General features: G+C 60.5%; 15 protein-coding genes. 4 read left to right on the top strand and 11 right to left on the bottom strand.

Annotated features, from left to right (window positions below):
* Window positions 1-50: 50 nt before the first annotated feature.
* From msrA to trpS, 8 genes are all read right to left on the bottom strand, one after another.
* On the bottom strand, window positions 51-521 hold the full coding sequence (gene msrA / locus AC5S27_RS21750) for a peptide-methionine (S)-S-oxide reductase MsrA (RefSeq protein WP_493936656.1): 471 nt from the start codon (window positions 519-521) through the stop codon (window positions 51-53).
* A gap of 69 nt (window positions 522-590) precedes the next feature.
* On the bottom strand, window positions 591-3170 hold the full coding sequence (locus AC5S27_RS21755; RefSeq protein WP_493936657.1) for a pseudouridine synthase: 2580 nt from the start codon (window positions 3168-3170) through the stop codon (window positions 591-593).
* Window positions 3171-3172: 2 nt separating this feature from the next.
* Window positions 3173-4270: an SMC-Scp complex subunit ScpB gene (gene scpB, locus AC5S27_RS21760; RefSeq protein ID WP_493936658.1), complete on the bottom strand. Its 1098-nt coding sequence runs from the start codon at window positions 4268-4270 to the stop codon at window positions 3173-3175.
* Between the two features lie 142 nt (window positions 4271-4412).
* Window positions 4413-6023: an inorganic phosphate transporter gene (locus AC5S27_RS21765; RefSeq protein ID WP_493936659.1), complete on the bottom strand. Its 1611-nt coding sequence runs from the start codon at window positions 6021-6023 to the stop codon at window positions 4413-4415.
* Between the two features lie 130 nt (window positions 6024-6153).
* The gene (locus tag AC5S27_RS21770) at window positions 6154-6552 is read right to left on the bottom strand and encodes a type II toxin-antitoxin system death-on-curing family toxin (protein WP_493936660.1); all 399 of its coding nucleotides are present in this window, start codon (window positions 6550-6552) and stop codon (window positions 6154-6156) included.
* Window positions 6552-6779, bottom strand: a complete 228-nt coding sequence (locus tag AC5S27_RS21775; protein ID WP_493936661.1) for an AbrB/MazE/SpoVT family DNA-binding domain-containing protein — start codon at window positions 6777-6779, stop codon at window positions 6552-6554. Before AC5S27_RS21775 ends, AC5S27_RS21770 begins: the two co-directional genes overlap by 1 nt.
* A 46-nt stretch (window positions 6780-6825) precedes the next feature.
* Window positions 6826-7779: a segregation and condensation protein A gene (locus AC5S27_RS21780; RefSeq protein WP_493936662.1), complete on the bottom strand. Its 954-nt coding sequence runs from the start codon at window positions 7777-7779 to the stop codon at window positions 6826-6828.
* A 30-nt stretch (window positions 7780-7809) separates the two neighbouring features.
* Window positions 7810-8826, bottom strand: coding sequence for a tryptophan--tRNA ligase (gene trpS, locus AC5S27_RS21785; RefSeq protein WP_493936663.1), 1017 nt, complete (start codon window positions 8824-8826; stop codon window positions 7810-7812).
* A 132-nt stretch (window positions 8827-8958) separates the two neighbouring features.
* Between trpS and AC5S27_RS21790 the strand changes: the two genes are divergently transcribed.
* Window positions 8959-9450 (top strand): DUF4231 domain-containing protein, encoded by a 492-nt coding sequence (locus tag AC5S27_RS21790; protein WP_493936664.1) that lies wholly within the window; start codon window positions 8959-8961, stop codon window positions 9448-9450.
* Window positions 9451-9452: 2 nt separating this feature from the next.
* Here AC5S27_RS21790 and AC5S27_RS21795 read toward each other — a convergent pair whose 3' ends face one another.
* Window positions 9453-10634, bottom strand: coding sequence for a toll/interleukin-1 receptor domain-containing protein (locus AC5S27_RS21795; RefSeq protein ID WP_493936665.1), 1182 nt, complete (start codon window positions 10632-10634; stop codon window positions 9453-9455).
* A 91-nt stretch (window positions 10635-10725) separates the two neighbouring features.
* Window positions 10726-11805, bottom strand: coding sequence for an anthranilate phosphoribosyltransferase (gene trpD / locus AC5S27_RS21800; RefSeq protein ID WP_493936666.1), 1080 nt, complete (start codon window positions 11803-11805; stop codon window positions 10726-10728).
* Between the two features lie 179 nt (window positions 11806-11984).
* On the opposite strand from trpD, the gene sucC reads away from it, so the two are divergent.
* Genes sucC through sucD form a run of 3 tightly spaced genes read left to right on the top strand, consistent with a single transcriptional unit; the run spans window position 11985 to window position 14474 of the window.
* Window positions 11985-13157, top strand: a complete 1173-nt coding sequence (gene sucC / locus AC5S27_RS21805; RefSeq protein ID WP_493936667.1) for an ADP-forming succinate--CoA ligase subunit beta — start codon at window positions 11985-11987, stop codon at window positions 13155-13157.
* A gap of 57 nt (window positions 13158-13214) precedes the next feature.
* Window positions 13215-13577 carry a four helix bundle protein gene (locus tag AC5S27_RS21810; protein ID WP_493936668.1) on the top strand — a complete coding sequence of 121 codons (363 nt, stop codon included), beginning with the start codon at window positions 13215-13217 and terminating at the stop codon, window positions 13575-13577.
* Between the two features lie 24 nt (window positions 13578-13601).
* The gene (sucD, locus tag AC5S27_RS21815) at window positions 13602-14474 is read left to right on the top strand and encodes a succinate--CoA ligase subunit alpha (RefSeq protein ID WP_493936669.1); all 873 of its coding nucleotides are present in this window, start codon (window positions 13602-13604) and stop codon (window positions 14472-14474) included.
* Window positions 14475-14544: 70 nt separating this feature from the next.
* Here sucD and AC5S27_RS21820 read toward each other — a convergent pair whose 3' ends face one another.
* Window positions 14545-15780, bottom strand: a complete 1236-nt coding sequence (locus tag AC5S27_RS21820) for a glycosyltransferase WbsX family protein (protein WP_493936670.1) — start codon at window positions 15778-15780, stop codon at window positions 14545-14547.
* Window positions 15781-15785 lie beyond the last annotated feature (5 nt).

Here is a 15785-nt window from a genome sequence, read left to right on the forward strand (position 1 = left end):
TAGAAGGCAAAGAAATGCCCGGGGCTTCGATGCTCCGGGCATTGTTGTTTTTAGATGTGGCAGCTGGCCAGCCCGCGCTTTTCGAGGTAGCGCTGGTGGTAATCCTCGGCGCGCCAGAAGGTTTGAGCGGGCTCGATCTTCGTTGCGATCTTCTTCGAGAACTTGCCGCTGGCGTTCAGCTCGGCAATTTTCGCTTCTGCTGCGGCCTTCTGCTCTTCTGAGTGATAGAAGACTGCTGAGCGATACTGCGTGCCCCAGTCCGGACCCTGGCGGTTAAGCTGGGTCGGGTCGTGGAGTGAGAAGAAAGCGTCGAGCACCTGACTATAGGTGATCTTGGCCGGGTCGAAGTCGAGTTCGACGACTTCGGCGTGGCCGGTCGAATCGGTGCAAACATCGCGATAAGTAGGGGCTTCGGTCTTGCCGCCTTCATAGCCGACGGCGGTGGCCGTCACGCCGGGAAGGTTGGCGAACGCCACCTCGACACCCCAGAAACATCCTGCTCCAAACGTAGCTTTTTCCATGTGAATCCTCTCTCCGATTGGATGGCGAGGCGGGCCTTTGGTTGCACCCGCCTGCCGGACTACTGGTTTCTATTCTTCCTTGCCCTTAGGCTTGGGACGGCCCTTGTTCTTGCCGGCGAAAGAGTTGCGGGCGCGTTCCTTGATGCGCGGCTGGCCGTCGGGGCCGAAGCGCGGCACGGGGGTGCTGTTGCTGCCGCCGGGCTGCGGGCGGGGGGCGTCAAACTTGCGGGGACCGGCCGAACCTGCGGAGCGTGCTCCGGATGGCTTGCTGCCGAACGGCTTAGCTCCAAATGGTTTCGCACCGAACTTCTTGGGGCCGCCGAATGTCTTGCCTTCGCGGGGCTTGAACTCGCGGGGAGCGTCGCCGTCGAAGGACTTCGGGCGCCGGGTTGGCGGGCCGTCGGTTCCCGCCGTGCGCGGGCGGAAGGGACGATCTCCGCCAGACGGAGGACCATCTGTCCTGGGACGGAATGGGCGATCTCCGCTTGCTGGGCGGCCTCCGGTGGGACGAGCTCCGGCTGGGCGGAAGGTCTTGGCTCCGCCGCCGAATCCACCGCTACGTGGGCCGTCGGCCTGCGGACGGAAGGGACGACCGGATGCTGATCGTCCAGATGCAGGCCGGCCTGCGTTGCCCTGCCGCACGCGCGGCTCGTTTTCGACCGGCTCGATCTTGAAGCCGGGCGTCTTGTTCCCCGGAACGAAGTCATCGTCATCGTTGGCAGGGCGGAAGCTGCGCGCTGGTTTGTCGGCATTGAAACGCTTCGGCGGGCCGTCATTGCGGAAGGCTGGCCTTGCACCAGGTCTGGCGCCGGTACGACCGCCGGGTGCATCCCCAGCGCGGAAGCCGGGCTTGTAATCAGGATTGAACGCGCCCTTCGACGGCGGTGTGTCGCTCTCGAAGTCGTCTTCTGGACGGTTCTTGCGCGGCGGAAGGATGTATTCGGTTACAGGCGGCTCAGCGGGACGGCTGCTGCGCGGCTTGCCCGCGAAACCGGGCTTTGCGCCGAAAGATGGTCTTCCGCCGGGGCCACCTGAGGGACCGGCGCCGGGGCCGGAACGGAAAGCTGGCTTGCGATCAGAGCTGAAGCCGGGCTTGGCGAAGGGCTTGCGGTCCGAACCCGCTGCGCCGCCAAAATCCTTCTTGAACGCGGGCCGTTCGCCCGTCTTCGATTCTGCGCGGTAGGCGGGGTTGAATTCCTTCTTGTAGGTCTGGCCGAATTCGGGCTTGGGCTCGCGCTTGAAGCCGGTCTTGATGGCCTTGTTGAAGGACTTCTCCGGCTTGAACTCCGCCGGGGACTCGGTCTGGAACTCTGGGCGAACTGCCGGTTTTACGAAAGGCCGGGTTGGGCGGCTGATCGGCTCGTACTCCGGACGGCCTTCGGTCTTCTTGTAGCGCACGGTCTTGCCAGCCACGGTGGGAAGCTGGGCTTCCTTGGGTCCACGGCGGCGGCGAGTCTTCAGCTTGCCTTCGGAGGCGAGGCGCAGAGCCTGCACTTCTTCCGGCTCGAGTTCGCGCAGCTTGCCAGGCTCCTGGTCGAGGATCAGCGGGCCGTAGCCGACGCGGCGGATCTTTTCGACGTGGTGGCCGATCTCCTCGAACATCTTGCGCAGCTCGCGATTGCGGCCTTCGATGATGATGACTTCGTACCAGGGGTTGTCGCCCTGGCGGACCTGGCGGATCTTGGCTGGCGCAGTGCGGACGCGGCCGGAGTTGGTGCCGGGGCGACCACGCTCGATCACTACGCCTTCGCGCAGGGCGTCGAGCATGTCTTCGGTGGGCTGGCCGGAGACTTTGACGAGATAGGTCTTTTCAACGCCGGAGGACGCCTTGGTCAGCTTGTTGGCGAGCTCGCCGTCGTTGGTGATGAGTAGCAGGCCTTCGCTGAGGTAGTCGAGGCGGCCGACGGGGTAGAGGCGCTCGCGCTCGTTCGCGAAGAACTGCATGACGGTGGGGCGGCCTTCGGGGTCGCTGACCGTAGTGACGTAGCCCTTGGGCTTGTTGAGGACGAAGTAACGGATGCGCTCGGGGCCTTCGAGCAGCTTGCCGTCGACGCGGATGTGGTCACGCTCGGGGTCGGCCTTGGTGCCGAGTTCGGTGATGACTTTGCCGTTGATCTGCACCTGGCCGCCGGAGATCAGCTCTTCGGCCTTGCGGCGGGAGGAGATGCCGGCCTTGGCGAGGATCTTCTGCAGGCGCTCGAGCTTCGGCTCGGGGGCGGCAGCGACGGGAGCGAGCGCTTCTTTGCGCGGCTCGGGCTTGGGCTCGTCTGGGTCCTCGGTCTGTTCGTGGTGCGCGCCTAGAACGTCGGCTACTTCTGCTGCGCCAGGCTCGTCGGTGACGAGGTCGCGGCCTTTCTCTTTGCGAGGCTTGGTGGCGCGCTTAGGCTTGGGAGTTTCTTCAAGCACGTCGGCGATGGCTACGGCTTTCTTCGCGGCTGCCTTTTTGGCGGGCTTTACCTTGACGGGCTCGGCGGCAACTGGCTCGATCACGATTGCTGGTGCGGCTGCTTCTACTGCCGCTTCGGGTGCGCTGGCTTCTACTGCTGCCGCAGCTTTCTTCTTGGTGGCCTTGGGCTTTGCTGTTGATTCTGCGGCCTCGGCCGGGTTCTCTATCTCTGATTTACTACTGCTTTTTTTCTTGGTAGCCATTGTTATGCCTCAATCTCTTCTGCGTCCTGTCTCTCGACGGGCGCTTGTGCTTCCGCTGCCTCTTGCGAGGGCTCTGCGGTAGGTGTGGATACTTCTGGTGCTTCCGCGGCCGGCTCTTCCGGCCCTTCTTCTTCCAGTGCTTTTTCTTCTGATGCTGGCTCAGAGGCGGGGGCGGCAAACAAATCGCCGCTCTGGTTCTCGGCTTCCGATTCCTCGCCCTCGCTCAACTCCAGCGCTGCCATCTTTTCGAACTCTTCCATCGACGGCAGCTCATTCAAATCCTTTAATCCAAAACGGAGCAGAAACTCCTTGGTCGTCTTGTACAGCATGGGACGGCCAATGACCTGCTTGCGCCCTGCTGTCGCGATCAGCTTGCGGCTAATGAGCGACCCGAGTACACCGCCTGAGTCCACACCGCGAATCTCCCCTACTTCGGGGGCGGTCACTGGCTGCTTGTAAGCGATGACGGCCAATGTTTCGAGCGCGGGCAGGGAGAGCTTCAGCGCCGGCTTCAGGCTCTTGACGAAGGCCCGGACAGCGTCGTGAATCTCCGGCTTGGTGCCCATGCGGAAGCCGCCCGCGATCTCGCGAATCTCGATGCCGCGGCTGTCAGCGGCGTACTCGGCGATCAGCTCATCGAGTACACTGCGCAGGATCTCGCGGACTTCGCGGTCCTTGGCGCGCTGCTGGCGCTTGGCTTCGAGCTCGGGATCGATATCTTCTGCCGGCTCGGGGCTCGCCGTCTCAGCGGTGGCCTCCGGCGCTGCTTCTGGCTGGACTTCGTGAGATTCCTGCGATTCGGGATCCAGAACCTCGGCATTCAAGGCTTCGACGTTTAAGTCTTCGCCGAACTCGCCGGGAATAAGGTCTGCGGGCGTCACAGGCTCTTCAGTCTCGACAATTTCGCTGATCTCGGCTGACTCAGGCAGGTCCACCAGTTCGAGGGTCGGCTGCGGAGCGGGGACGAGCGCTGCGGCTTCAGCCTCGCGCTCGGCTTTGAGTTCGAGGGCTTCTTCGGCAAACAACGCGACGAACTGCGCGAGGGTTACGGGCTCCTCGGCAGCATAAATTACGGCTTCCAGCTTAGCTTTCAGACTCATTTTGTTAAATACGCACCTTAGGTATGGTACCGGAAGCTGGGTGCGCCTGCCGTCTGCTCCCAGCTTAATCCTGAATATGCAGGCTAAAACAGTACGGGCGTCCGGAAATCCGGACGCCCGCTGAGTTTACCGATGCTGGAGTCTATGCGAACTGGCGGAAGACCCAGAACAGACCGGCCGACAGCAGAGCCGCCGCGGGCAGGGTGCAGACCCAGGCCATGGCGATGGAGCGCAGCGTGGACCACTGCAATCCGCTGCCGTTCGCGACCATGGTTCCGGCGATGCCGGAGCTGAGCACATGCGTCGTGCTGACCGGCATACCGAACTGGTCAGCGGCGATGATGGTGCCCATAGCCACCAGTTCCGCCGAGGCACCCTGCGCGTAGGTGAGGTGGTCCTTGCCGATCTTCTCGCCCACGGTGACGACGATGCGCTTCCAGCCGACCATGGTGCCCATGCCGAGCGCGAGGGCAACGGCGATCTTGACCCAGAGCGGGATGAACTTAGTCGACTTGTCGAGGCGTACCTGATAGTCCTTCAGGATCGCGGTTTCCTGGTCGCTGAATGCGATCACCTTCTTCTTGTTCATGATGGTGAGCGCGGCGGAGGTGACATACATGTCGTTGCGGACGTTCTGCTGATCCTTGGGCGGAACGGCCTTCAATTCCTTGTAGGCGCCGACTTCATGGCTCAGGTCTTCAACCAGCTCACGCAGAGCGATGGTGGTGGTGGGCGTGAACTGCTTGGTCTTGAGAAAATCGGTCACGTCGGCGCGTGGATCGCCCATGAGCGCATTCTTATCGGCGTGGTTGCTGAGGATGCCGGCGACCTGGTCAGAGACGGCGACGAAGCCGATCACGTCCTGCGTGCCGACCGCATGGTTGAGCGCGTAGGCGGTGGGGACGGTTCCGATGAGGATGAGCATGATCAGGCCCATGCCCTTCTGTCCGTCATTGGAGCCGTGGCCGAAGCTGACGCCGGTGCAGGTGAGTACCAATAGGGCGCGAATCAGGAACGGTGGTGGTTCGTCGCCCTTGGGAGCCTGGAAGAGCGGCGGATAGTTCTTCTTGAGGAGCGCCTTGGTCACCAGCATCAGCAGGAAGGCAACGCCGAAGCCGACGAGAGGTGAGATGAGCAGGACTCGGAAGACCTTGGTGACCTGTTCCCAGTCAACGCCGGCGGTCCCGCTGTGGCCGCTCATGAGTTGGTTGGCGATGCCGACGCCGATGATCGAGCCGACCATGGTGTGCGAGCTGGAGGCGGGCAGACCGAGTGCCCAGGTGGCCAGATTCCACAGAATGGCGGCAATCAGCAGCGCGAAAACCATGGCGAATCCGGCGCCGGAGCTGACCTGCAGGATGAGTTCGACCGGCAGGAGCGTGATGACCGAGTAGGCGACCGCGCCGCTCGAGGTAAGCACGCCGATCAGGTTCCACATGCCGGACCAGACTACGGCTACGTGCGGTTCGAGGGAGTGCGTGTAAATGACGGTCGCGACAGCGTTGGCTGTGTCGTGGAAGCCGTTGACGAACTCGAAGCCGAGCGCGATCAGCAGAGCCGTGGCCAGAAGCACATAGGGCCACATGCTGACCAGCCTTACGTTGCCCATGTCATGCATGATGTTGAAGCCGCAATAGGCCAGGCCGCCAAGGAGGATCGCGGCGAAGATGATTCCGCCTACGACTCCCGGACCCTTTTTCATTTTCTTATCAAGCAGAGACTGTCCTGCTGCCGGCGTTGCCAGAGTTGCCATGAACTTATCCCCCAGGAGACTAACTCTCGCAAGCTAACAGGGGGATGATTGACGGAGTGTGAATTGGGGGTACTTTAGATTATGAATTTCTTATGAATAGGATAGAAGGTGCTTGCGAGCGACTACGACTCTATCGAACCAGAGGAGCCGTGTTGCTGTCGAACCAGATTGTCAGTTGCTGTTCGCTGATCTGACCTGCAGCCAATCCGAGGATGGTCAGGTAAGCATCCTCTTGGTTTGCGGTTACTTCAATTCCGTTCGTCTCGAGAAATGCGAATGAAACAACCAGTGCTGTTCGTTTGTTCCCGTCGACAAATGGATGATTCGAAGAGATGGCAAACGCATAGGCTGCAGCGAGCCTTGTGAGCGACGGCGGCGCTTCTTCGTAGACCCACAAATTACGCGGACGGTCAAGCGCAGACTCAAGCATCCCTGTGTCTCGGATACCCGGGCTACCGCCGTGAGCCGAGAGCCCCATGTCATGGAAGATCAGGGCATCGGTCGTGTCCATCCAGATGGGCTCGTCCATTACTCTGCCAGTTTGCGCAAGGCGTCCTTATATTTGCGCATGACTCGCTCAGCGGCTTCCATCTTGCGCATGAATGTCTCGTCGTAGGCGGTCATGTTGAAGCCGTACGGAGTTTCTGACAATGTGATTGTGTCTCCCTTAGCGACGTTCAGATGATTCAGAACTTCCTTAGGAAGGACAATGCCTGCGGAATTGCCGACTGTCGTGATTTTGAGCGTAGTAGCCATGAGAACTGCCTCGCAGCCTCATTATAACTTTCATTAGAACCTAAGTCTACCGCCAGTCGTCCTGCGCGCGGGTAGAGATTTCGTTGATCACCGACTCGAACTCCGTGTGCTTCTTGATGAAGATCTCGCTGAAGTTGCGGTCCTGGTTGAGCAGGATGGCCTGCAGGCGGACCAACTCCAGTAGCGCGAGGAACATAGCCACGAGGGCGCGCTGGGACTTGGTATTGCCGAGCAGGCGGTGCAGCGAGACGGGGCGGTCTTCCATGGTCAGGCGGCGGCCGAGAAACTGGATCATCTGGCCTACAGTGACGGAATCTTCTTCTACGTTGAGAACAGGACGGGTGCGCAGGCGTTCGAGGATGCTGGCGAAGACACGGGCCAGGTCGCCGGTGTCGGCGGCGATTTCAGGCTCGGTGGCGGCGTCATCCTTGAATTCCTTCATGCCGGGGTTGGTCCAGGAAGCGGCTTCGAGAAGCTGCTTCTGCTGGAGCATCTGCGCGGCGTTCTTGAAACGCTCGTGTTCGAGCAGGCGCTCGACGAGCTCGCGGCGGGGATCTTCGACGGCGTCTTCGGGGCCCGTGGGGATGCGCGGCAGCAGCATCTTGCTCTTGATGTGGATAAGCAGCGACGCCATGTAGATGAACTCGCCAGCCACGTCCACGTCGGTCGACTTGAGCTTTTCAACGTAGCCGAGGAACTGCGCCGTGATGCGCGCAATCGGGATGTCGTAGATGTCAATGTCCTGCTTGCGGATCAGATCGAGCAGGAGGTCCATCGGGCCGTCGTAGACTTCGCTAACGGTGACGGAGAAGGGGAAGGCCTGGGCGTCATCTTCCTGTTTCTTTTTGGGTGCGTGCTTCTCCGCAGGCGGATGCATCGGGTCGAACTTAACGGGGGCGACTGGCTTCGGCGTGAGCACGAGCACCGGCGCACCTTTGCCCTCGATGGCTTCCGGTTGAGCGTCGGAACGGGTTGTGGAATCGTTTGGTTGATCGGTCAAAGTAGCTTTGTCTTCCTGGGAAAATGGTTCTTAGCGAACGGGCATGTGCATGGCTTCGTCTACTTGACGCATGGTCTCGGCGGCGCGTTGCTGGGCGCGAATGGATCCGGCGTCGATGATTTCCATGGCCTGCGATGCGGTGAATTGCGAACGGCGCTCCTGGATGGGAGCGAGGATCTGGACGAGCGAATCGGCAGCCCAGCCCTTGCATTGAATGCAGCCGATGCCAGCGGTGCGGCAGCCCAAATAAACCTCGGCCAGTTTCTCCGGCGTGGAAAAAACCTTGTGCAGATCGCCGACGGGGCACTTGTCCGGGTCGCCCGGGTCGGTGCGGCGAACGCGGGCCGGGTCGGTGACCATGGTCTTCAGTTTCTGGCGGACTTCGGCTTCGGTGTCGGTGAGCTGGATGGTGTTGCCGTAGCTCTTGGACATCTTGCGACCGTCGGTGCCGGGCAGCTTCGGTGATGGGGTGAGCAGCACCTTCGGCTCCGGCAGGACTTCTTCGCCGTTGAGCTTGTAGAACTGGTTGAAGCGACGGGCGATCTCGCGGGTCAGTTCGACGTGGACGACTTGGTCCTGCCCGACGGGGACAAACCGCGGTTGGTAAAGGAGGATATCTGCCGCCTGTAGCAGCGGATAGCCGAGAAAGCCGTAGGTCGAGAGGTCCTTGCCGAGGAGATTTTCCTGCTGCTCCTTATAAGTCGGCACGCGCTCAAGCCAGCTGATCGGCGTGATCATGCTGAAGAGCAGGTGCAGTTTCGCATGGTCCAGCACCTTGCTCTGCAGGAATAGCACGCATTGCTCAGGGTCCAGCCCTGCGCCCAGCCAGTCCAGCGCCACTTCGTGGATATTGTCCACCACATTCGATGTGTCCGCGTAATCGGTGGTAAGCGCGTGCCAGTCGGCGATGAAGAAATAGCAATCGTAGTCCTGCTGGAGGTTGACCCAGTTGGCCAGCGCGCCCATGTAGTTGCCGAGGTGGAGCTTGCCGGTGGGCCGCATGCCGCTCAATACGCGCGGTCGGGACTGGATCGATGTGGAGGTCATTCCTGAGTGTTTTCTCGTATTTCCTGAACTTGTCTCGCTCCCCATTGTACCGGGACGATGCCCGCACTGGCCCTGGAATGCCAGCAGGCCGGTTGAATTTGCAGCCTCGGGCTACAATGGCTTCCAGCGGATATGGCTACGAACCCAGCACTGCAAGCTCCCGACCCGACCGATGCGAATGGCGCAAGCGACCCGATTTACCAGCGCCTGACGGAACAGCTCACCTGGTACAGCCAGAAGAGTCGCGCCGCGCGGAGTGCCTTCAAGCGCATCAAGGTTACGGAAATCATCGCCGCCGCGGTGATCCCGTTTCTGACCGGTCATACCTGGCCCGGCGTGACGTACGTGATCGGCGGGCTGGGGGTGCTGATCACCATTCTCGAGGGTGTCCTGCACCTGAACCAGTACCAGGAGAACTGGTCGCAATACCGCGCCACGGCAGAGGCGCTCAAGCACGAGAAGTACCTCTACCTGGCAAAAGCCGGACCGTACTCCACTGTTGCCGACCCTCGCGCCGCGCTCGCCGAACGGATCGAAGCCATCATTTCACAGGAAAACTCACAGTGGGTGAACGCACTGCAGAAGTCTTCGCAAGGTACCGGTTCCAGCCAGGCGCACACCTGAGTTTAGGGAATCTTCGTAAATTGCACTGGGACGAAGCTTTCCCGGGCTGAGCCGTTCGGTTCACGCCACTGATTATGGACCGTCACCTGCAGGCCGGACGCCGTGGGTTCAATGACCAGCGACACCTGCCGCTCATGGTCCTTTTCCCATTGCGTGTTGCGCGGCGACCACTTAGCGGCTGTCGCGGAGCCGCCACTCACCGTCGCCTTGCGATCTCCCCACAGGCAAAGCCCGTCGGGTTTGTCCGGGCAATTCCCCATCGTCTGCACGACCAGCTCTCCCCCAATACTGGAAATCTCCAGCTGCGCGGGATAGTCCTGCCCACTGTTCTTGAGCGCTCGCCATTTGCCAAGCAGTGGCGACGAACCCGCTAGTTGTGTGGCTGGGCTGGGCTGAGGTGCTAACGTTTGGGGCGGGACCGGCTTAGGCGAAGCCGGCTCTGGAGCAGGAGTAGAAGCTGCTGCAGGCGTCAGTACGGGTGCCGGACTCACAGTTGCGGACTGCGCGGGCGCATTGCTGCGCATGAAAAAGAAGACGGCCGCCGCAATGACGAGGATGGCCGCCACACCGAGTCCCACCGCAAGCGGAAGCTTCGACTTTCGCGCGACCGGGGCAGGCCCGGGCTGCGGCGCTGGCAGTTGAACCGATACCGTTGCGTGAACTGGTTCGCTGGCGTGGGGCTGGACGCTGGCCACATAACTCTTCAGCGCAGCAACCAGCAGCGCCACATCCGAGTTCCACCGCGCGTGGGTCAGCTCCACGCTGTTGCGATAGCGCAGTTCCTTCAAATCTTCCGGGAGCAGGTCAAGCGCCGGCATGTGCGCCTGATGCACAAGGACGGGAATGACAGGCGTGCCGCGCTTGAGTGCAGTTGCAATTTCGAGACGGACAAAGTCATCTGGATTGTCGAGCCGTCGTGTACCATCGGACCCTGTCGCCGTTGCCCAGAGCGGGCCGATCACCGCCAGCAGAACGCCACAGCCGGAGACATTCGAGTCGATCGCGGTTCGAAAGTCCACGCCCGGCTGAATGCCCGCGACATCCATAAAAACGCTTTCGTCGCCATAGGCGCGGACCAGGTCATCGAACAGGCGGCCGGCCTCGCCCTCGGCGTCGGCCCGGCGATAACTGATGAAGATGGAGCGACCTGTTTGAGCGATCTGGGCAATCTGTTCTGCGGCCATGCGACTGGATTTCCCCCGCAGCCAGCATAGCTGCGGTAGGTCAATTCTTCAACGCGAAAGGACAAGCGGCAAGAGTGGTGGGAAATCCTCGCTATGCCGAGGCCCATTTCTGCTGGAAGAGGCGCAGTTTCTGCAGTGTGACGGCGGCCTCGCCGGAGTCAATGGCTTCTGCTCCGCGAGCAACGCCTTCCTTCAGATCGCCGGCAATGCCGCAGGCTACCAGCGCCGCCGCGGCGTTGAGCAGGACGATCTCGCGGCGCGGGCCGGGGATTCCGGTGATGACGTCGTAGAGGATCGCGGCATTTTCGTCCGCATCGCCTCCGGACAGTTCTTCGAGCGTGGCGCGGGAGACGCCGGCCATTTCCGGAACGATGCGGGCAGCCTTGATCGTCGGTTCTGCTGCTGGTTCCACGCGAACCACGATCGATTCCCCGGTGAGGGTCAGCTCGTCCAGCCCGTCGAGACCATGGACGACGAAGGCGCGGCGGGTGGTCTGCAACTCGATCAGCGTACGGGCAACGAGCAGAGCGCGGCTCGGCGCAAGCACTCCGATCACCTGCGCGCGCGCTCCTGCGGGGTTGGTCAGCGGGCCGCAGAGATTGAAGATCGTCCGGAAGCCGAGCGCCCGGCGCAGCGGAGCGACAGCTTTCATAGCCGGGTGCAGCATGGTAGCCAGCAGGAAGACGAATCCGGTCTCGCGCAGGCATTCGGCGGCAAGATCGGGTTGCAGAGTAATCGGCACACCGAGCGATTCGAGCACATCAGCTGAACCGCAGCGGGAAGTGACGGCGCGGTTGCCGTGCTTAGCCACCTTGGCTCCCGCCGCTGCTGCAACGAGGGCGGCGCCAGTCGAGATATTGAAGGTCGCAGGTCCACCGCCGCCGGTGCCGCAGGTGTCCACGAGTTCATCGCGCTCTTCTTCGGACAGCGGAATGGGCGTAGCGCGGGCGCGCATTTCCTCGACAAAGCCAGCCAGTTCGGGGGCGAGTTCACCGCGGGTAGCGAGGGCGGTCAGCAGCGATCCGGTCTCAATCTCGGTGGCGTAGCCGTCGAGGATGGCCACCAGCGCGGCGCGCGCCTCAGGACGGCTGAGCGCGGCGCCGTCTTCGGCGACCGGCTTGAGCAGTTGCTTCACAATCGAATCCGTATTGGACAACTCCGTATTAGGCAACGAAAACTCCTTTTTCCTTCTATATGGTACTGGGCGGGGCGGGGGCGCTCTGCAGGTTTGCCCCTTGTTTGCCGCGTCCGATACTATTTGAGTCCTACGACGGCGGCCCGTGCGTTCCGCAGTATCTCTCGCACGGCAGCCATGAAATCCAAAGCACTCCTCGAATTAGAGAGCCCAAATTGAAAATTCACGAGTACCAAGCAAAGACGATCCTGGCGAAGTACGGTGTGCCCGTGCCCAGGGGCGAGGTGGCGAATCTGCTGCCGGAGGCCGCGGAAGCGGCGCGAACCCTGCTGGCGAACGGTGCTTCAGGTGTGGTGGTGAAGGCGCAGATTCATGCCGGAGGCCGCGGCAAGGGTGGCGGCGTCAAGGTGGTGAAGACGCTGGTGGATGCTGAAGCGGCGGCCAAGGCGATTCTTGGCATGCAGCTTGTGACGCACCAGACTGGTCCTGCCGGGCAAAAGGTTCAGCGGCTGCTGATCGAAGAGACGGCTGCCATCGAGCGTGAACTTTATCTTGGTCTCGTGCTTGACCGCGCTTCGGGCAAGGTGGTCTTCATGGCGTCGAAGGCTGGCGGCATGGAGATTGAAGAAGTTGCCGCCAAGGACCCGGACGCGATCTATAAGGAAGAGATTGATCCGGTCATTGGCCTCGCCGCTTATCAGGGCCGCAAGATCGCTTTCGCGCTCGACCTCAAGCCGACGATGGTCAACCAGGCTGTGGCTTTCTTCCAGGCGCTGTACAAGGCTTTCGTTGATACCGATGCCTCGCTGCTCGAGATCAATCCCTTCATCACGACCAAGGATGACAAGCTGTTCGCCCTCGACGCAAAGATGACCTTCGATGACAACGCACTCTTCCGCCACCCGGAGATCAAGGCGCTGCGCGATGTGGCTGAGGAAGATCCTCTCGAAGTAGAAGCGAGCAAGTACGCGCTGAACTACATCAAGCTCGATGGCTCGATTGCCTGCATGGTCAACGGCGCGGGTCTGGCAATGGCGACAATGGACATCATCCAGTACGCGGGCGGCAGCCCGGCGAACTTCCTCGATGTAGGCGGCGGCGCTACGCAGGAGCAGATCGAACATGCGTTCGAGATTCTGCTTTCCGACAAGAATGTGAAGGCTATCTTCATCAACATCTTTGGCGGCATTCTGCGCGTGGATCGCTTGGCGACGGGCGTGGTTGCTGCGGCGCGCAATCTCAAGGTGACTGTGCCGATCGTGCTGCGGCTCGAAGGCACCAACGTTGAAGAAGGCCGTCAGATTTTGAAGGACTCCGGCTTGAATTTTCAGGTGGGCGCAACGATGAAGGAAGCTGCGGACTTAGTCGTAGCCGCTGCGAAAGGCTAGCTTTCAGCTTCTAGCCTCTAGCTGCTAGCTAAGATGGCATGTGCTCGGAGAACCAGCATGTCTCAGTCTTTTCAAGATCTAACCGTTTGGCAGCGCTCAATGCAGATGACGGTTTGCGTCTACGAGCTAACAAGGGGATTTCCGAAAGAAGAGCAGTACGGATTGACCTCGCAACTGCGTCGCGCCAGTGTTTCCGTAGCCAGCAACATCGCAGAGGGCCGAGGAAGAGTTACTGAAGGCGAGTTCAGGCAGTTTCTGAGCATCGCACAAGGTTCAACATACGAAGTACAAACCCAACTTCTGGTGGCAAAGCAATTAAGAATGGGAAACGAAGTGATGCTGGGCAAGGCGGAGTCTTTATGTATAGAGACGTCCAAGATGCTTGGCGCACTCCTCCAATCTTTAAAAGCTAAAGGCTAGAAGCTAGAAGCTAGGAGCTGTTTTATGGCTGTTCTGGTTGATAAGAATACGCGCCTGATCGTTCAGGGAATTACCGGTAAAGAAGGTACTTTTCACGCCAAGGGCGCTGCTGAGTATGGCACAGTCGTGGTCGGCGGCGTCACTCCCGGCAAGGGCGGAACCACGCACGAGGGCTGGCCGGTTTTTAACACCGTCGCGGAGGCCGTTGAAAAGACAGGAGCGAACGCGACTGTGATCTTTGTGCCGCCGCCGTTTGCTGCGGACGCCATTCTCGAAGCTGAGGATGCGGGTCTGCCGCTGATCGTCGCTATCACCGAAGGGATTCCTACGTTGGACATGGTGAAGGTCTGGGCGAAGATCAAGGGATCGAAGTCGCGGCTCATCGGGCCGAACTGCCCCGGCGTCATCTCGCCCGGCAAGGCGAAGATCGGCATCATGCCGGCACGCATTCATCTTGAAGGATCGATTGGCATCGTTTCGAAGTCAGGCACGCTGACGTATGAGGCTGTGCATCAGCTCACGCAGCGCGGCATTGGGCAATCGACCGCTATCGGTATTGGTGGCGATCCGATCATCGGCACCACGCACATCGACGCGTTGAAGCTGCTCAATGAAGATCCCGACACCGAGGCCATCATCATGATCGGCGAAATCGGCGGCGCGGCGGAAGAAGCTGCTGCCGCTTACGTCAAGGCGCACGTGAAGAAGCCAGTCGTCGGTTTCATCGCCGGGCAGACAGCACCGCCGGGACGCCGTATGGGCCATGCCGGCGCGATCATCTCCGGCGGACAAGGCACTGCTGCCGAGAAGATGAAGGCAATGACTGACGCGGGCATTCATGTTGTCGTTTCGCCTGCAGATATCGGTGCTAAGCTGGCTGAGGTTATCGGCAGATAGTTATTCTTTAACCAGGAAGAAGTCCACCGCTATGGTGGGCTTCTTCTTTGTCTGCTTAACAGTCATTCCATTATCCCGACTTGCGCCCGAACACTCTGGCGATCTGCTCAAGATAGCCAAGCCGATGCTCTGTATCCGGCTCTAGATAACTGCCTTCTGTCCACTCGTTCCATGAATTGACCGTGAGTATCTTGTTGCGATTTCCTGACGCGTCCATAAAAGCTTTCGCGGATTCGAGATACTTGCCGAACTTCTCTGGCGTATTGCCTTCGATGACTGCTGTGAACGGATAGCCATGCTGGATGAAGGTGTCTGTCTGGCAAGCGCGCGGAGACGAATCCCATCCTACCGTGACATTGGGGAAGTATGGCTTGCCTGCATTGGCAGCGGCTTTAGCGCGGTATTGCTCATATTGCGTGGCGATGTCGTCATAACTGACGGTCGGGAAGCTGCGGAACTGCGTGTGATGGATCCAAACGTAAGAGCCGATGCTGTCGATGCCGAGCTCCTGCAGCAACGGCTTGAGATCAGTGATTTGCGTCTGCTCGGGCAGTAACTGCTCGCCCCATAAGATGGCGTTGAAATGCAGATCGGGAAAGCCGGCGCTCTTGACCCGCTCGCGAAAGCCTGCAATCTCCTTCGCTGCAGCAGCGCGTCCGCCCATGCCTTCGACGAAGCGCATGAGCTCGTAGATGGAGAAGTATGGGCATCCATCGACGAGCCAGTAATTGGGCTGCGAGAAGTACTTCTCGATGCAGTAGTCGGTGATGCGCCGGAATGTTTCTGCGGTTACTGCGCCGGGAAATTGCAGTGGCGGAGGGGCGGTCAGCTTGGCTGGATGAATATCCACCCAGTTGTGATTGGCCCACATCAGAGCGAACTTCATTCGCTTTCTGTTCTCTGACTGCAGAAAGCCTTTTTCCAGTGCGTGTTCGAGAAACGGTCCATCGTTGTACCAATACCAGTCGAAGATGAAAGCATCGAGGCCATGATCGGCAGCCGCATCGATCTTCTCCGCGAAAACCGCCGGATCGGACTCGTCGCGATATCCCCACAGAGGAACCTTCGGTTGCTGATGCCCGGGGAAACGCGGCGTCGCGGACTTCACCAGATTCCACTCGGTCCATCCTGGCCCATGGGCGCGCTCGTTGCGCGGGTCAACGTGGTAGTTGCCGAAGTAGTACGCAGCTATCTCATACTTCCCGGGCATTGCCGCCTGCGCAAGCGCCTTGGCGGATGCGGTAACTCCAAGCGAGTTGGCAAGACCAGCCGCTCCTACACCGCCGATGAATGATCGTCGATCCATGCGTC

It is taken from the genome of Acidicapsa borealis (genome assembly GCF_059115245.1).

Coding starts and splice junctions, on each gene's coding strand:
- msrA (WP_493936656.1), bottom strand. CDS start 521: ATGGAAAAAGCTACGTTTGGAGCAGGATGTTTCTGGGGTGTCGAGGTG.
- AC5S27_RS21755 (WP_493936657.1), bottom strand. CDS start 3,170: ATGGCTACCAAGAAAAAAAGCAGTAGTAAATCAGAGATAGAGAACCCG.
- scpB (WP_493936658.1), bottom strand. CDS start 4,270: ATGAGTCTGAAAGCTAAGCTGGAAGCCGTAATTTATGCTGCCGAGGAG.
- AC5S27_RS21765 (WP_493936659.1), bottom strand. CDS start 6,023: ATGGCAACTCTGGCAACGCCGGCAGCAGGACAGTCTCTGCTTGATAAG.
- AC5S27_RS21770 (WP_493936660.1), bottom strand. CDS start 6,552: ATGGACGAGCCCATCTGGATGGACACGACCGATGCCCTGATCTTCCAT.
- AC5S27_RS21775 (WP_493936661.1), bottom strand. CDS start 6,779: ATGGCTACTACGCTCAAAATCACGACAGTCGGCAATTCCGCAGGCATT.
- trpS (WP_493936663.1), bottom strand. CDS start 8,826: ATGACCTCCACATCGATCCAGTCCCGACCGCGCGTATTGAGCGGCATG.
- AC5S27_RS21790 (WP_493936664.1), top strand. CDS start 8,959: ATGGCTACGAACCCAGCACTGCAAGCTCCCGACCCGACCGATGCGAAT.
- AC5S27_RS21795 (WP_493936665.1), bottom strand. CDS start 10,634: ATGGCCGCAGAACAGATTGCCCAGATCGCTCAAACAGGTCGCTCCATC.
- AC5S27_RS21810 (WP_493936668.1), top strand. CDS start 13,215: ATGTCTCAGTCTTTTCAAGATCTAACCGTTTGGCAGCGCTCAATGCAG.
- sucD (WP_493936669.1), top strand. CDS start 13,602: ATGGCTGTTCTGGTTGATAAGAATACGCGCCTGATCGTTCAGGGAATT.
- AC5S27_RS21820 (WP_493936670.1), bottom strand. CDS start 15,780: ATGGATCGACGATCATTCATCGGCGGTGTAGGAGCGGCTGGTCTTGCC.